The following is a 2034-nucleotide window of genomic DNA, read 5'->3' as shown; positions in this document are numbered from 1 at the left end:
AATTCCACATCTAAGACTGTTACTAAATGGGCGGACAAACCTTTTAAGAATAATATAGATAAAGATGCTCGATCATTAAAGTCGGAAGTCTCCAGCCAGAACGCAAGAAAATATAGAACGGAAAAAGCGTCTAAGAGCACTTCCGGATATGAAATCAATCCTAAGGGTGGGTATATTAGAGCGGCATTATATATTAAAAATCGCTCCGTCAATATGCCGGTGAAATTATCCCATATTCTTTGCTCTTTGATGTTCGAAACTGCGGAAGGGGATTTGGTTCCTGTAAACAGTTTCTATCTTAAAAACCAAGACTATAGCGACTTCGAAGTATCCGTATATGGAGGTTCCGAATTCGGACCGTATGTGGTGGAGTTAAACGGCTTAAATACTGCTGAGATCGAAAAAGCGATCACCGCAGGTTATGTTCCTAAGATTTTCATCGTGGATTATCAAATGACTCACGTTGCGGATTCAAATTATCGTTCTACTCTTCTTAACTTCACCGGAGATAATTTAAAGATTATCGAAGAAAATGCTAAGGGAAGAACTTCTCTTATCAAAATTTACGGACCGAATATCCGCGAATCTTATAGAGTAGCTGCATTTGAAATAACCGGAGATACAGGTTGTAATGCGAAGAATGCAACAGGTTTTAAACCGGGAGTTACTCTCCGAGAAGCTCTGAACCGGATCGCATGCTCGGGTATAGAGATCCAATATCAAGATTATGTAATAGATCTTTCCGATATTGCTCCAACTCTGGGTGATTCAAGAATCTATGTCAAAGGGATCAAATCCATCGGAGGAGTTGCGAATACGGTTCCTTTCACGGAAGTTACTTCTGTAGGATCGGATGGAGTACAAAGAACTGCTTACGTTCAAACTCCTTTTAGCCAACTTACCGACGATCAAAAGAAAGCCTCCGGAGTTTGGGCTATTTTCTCCAAAGGAAAATACTATAACATGACCGAATATCTATTGTTCAACAATAGTAAGGTTTATTTTGATCCGACAAATCCTAGAAAGGCGAGTGTCCTCCAAGGTGTGGATTCTAAGATCTGGGCGGGAGATTATTTCGATATCGTTTATATTTCTGCGAGCGATTATATCAAGTCCCAGGAAGATTTCGGAACGAGTCCTTTAGAGACAGCGGTTATCACTCCGATCAATACCGCTTGGGATCTACCTTCTTTGGGTGAGCAACCTTATAACCCTAACGTAAACTCAACTTTCCTTGGAACTGCTGGATTCGGAGAGAAAGTTAACCTGGATATTAAGTTAAATAAGACACAGTATCTGAATCCGAATTTCGGAGTTCCGGTTAACGCGGGACCGTATTCTTACTTCCAGGATTTCTCTTATTCTCGTAAGACAGTTTCCACCCTATTCGGACTGAGCCAAATTATGGATTTTGAGATCAGCTTAGGGTATAATGGAACTCGTACGGATTGGTTCCATATTGGAAAAGATCTGAATAATACGGATCCTAAGAAACCAAAGACTTGTAGTGGCACTGCAGCTACGAGTCCGGATATTGACTACGTCAACCAAACCTTCCGAGTTTGTGTACAATTACCGACTGCAAGTGATATAGTGGATCCTTCTACTGCATTGATCCGTTTGTATTTCCGTCCGGCTCTTAACAGCGCCTATCGTAGAACAATCTGGCCTTTGAACTATCGCGATGTTCCTAAGCTTAGAGCTTATCTAGCAGGTCCGAATGATAAGGGTGCTACTAGTTTGAGACTCTCTGGAGTTTACGGAAGTGTGGATATTGGGGATACTCTCTATATTGCGGGTGACTCTACTCCTTATACCATCCTGACAGTAGGGAATCCGGATACGGATGGAGCTACTCCAATTACTGTGGATACTCAGCTCCAAACTGCGAATAAGAAGACCACACAAGTGTCCATTCCTGGAACTCTATCGGTTCCAGATGTCAGGTTATCTGTGGATAACGCTTTCTATACGGATTGGAATACTCTGAATAACGCTAACGTTACTTCTACGAATTATACTACAGCTTTGGGT

Annotated in this window: 1 protein-coding gene; it reads left to right on the top strand. The window is 41.6% G+C overall.

What is annotated here, in order from left to right:
• The coding region (locus EHO58_RS19615; RefSeq protein WP_244241244.1) for an LIC12048 family lipoprotein at window positions 1-2034 on the top strand (2034 nt) is incomplete at both ends.

Origin of the sequence: Leptospira selangorensis (assembly GCF_004769405.1) — a bacterium.
GTDB classification, from domain to species: Bacteria; Spirochaetota; Leptospiria; order Leptospirales; family Leptospiraceae; genus Leptospira_B; species Leptospira_B selangorensis.
Note: the sequence above shows the minus strand (reverse complement) of the source record. Positions and strands in the feature narration are given on the sequence as shown.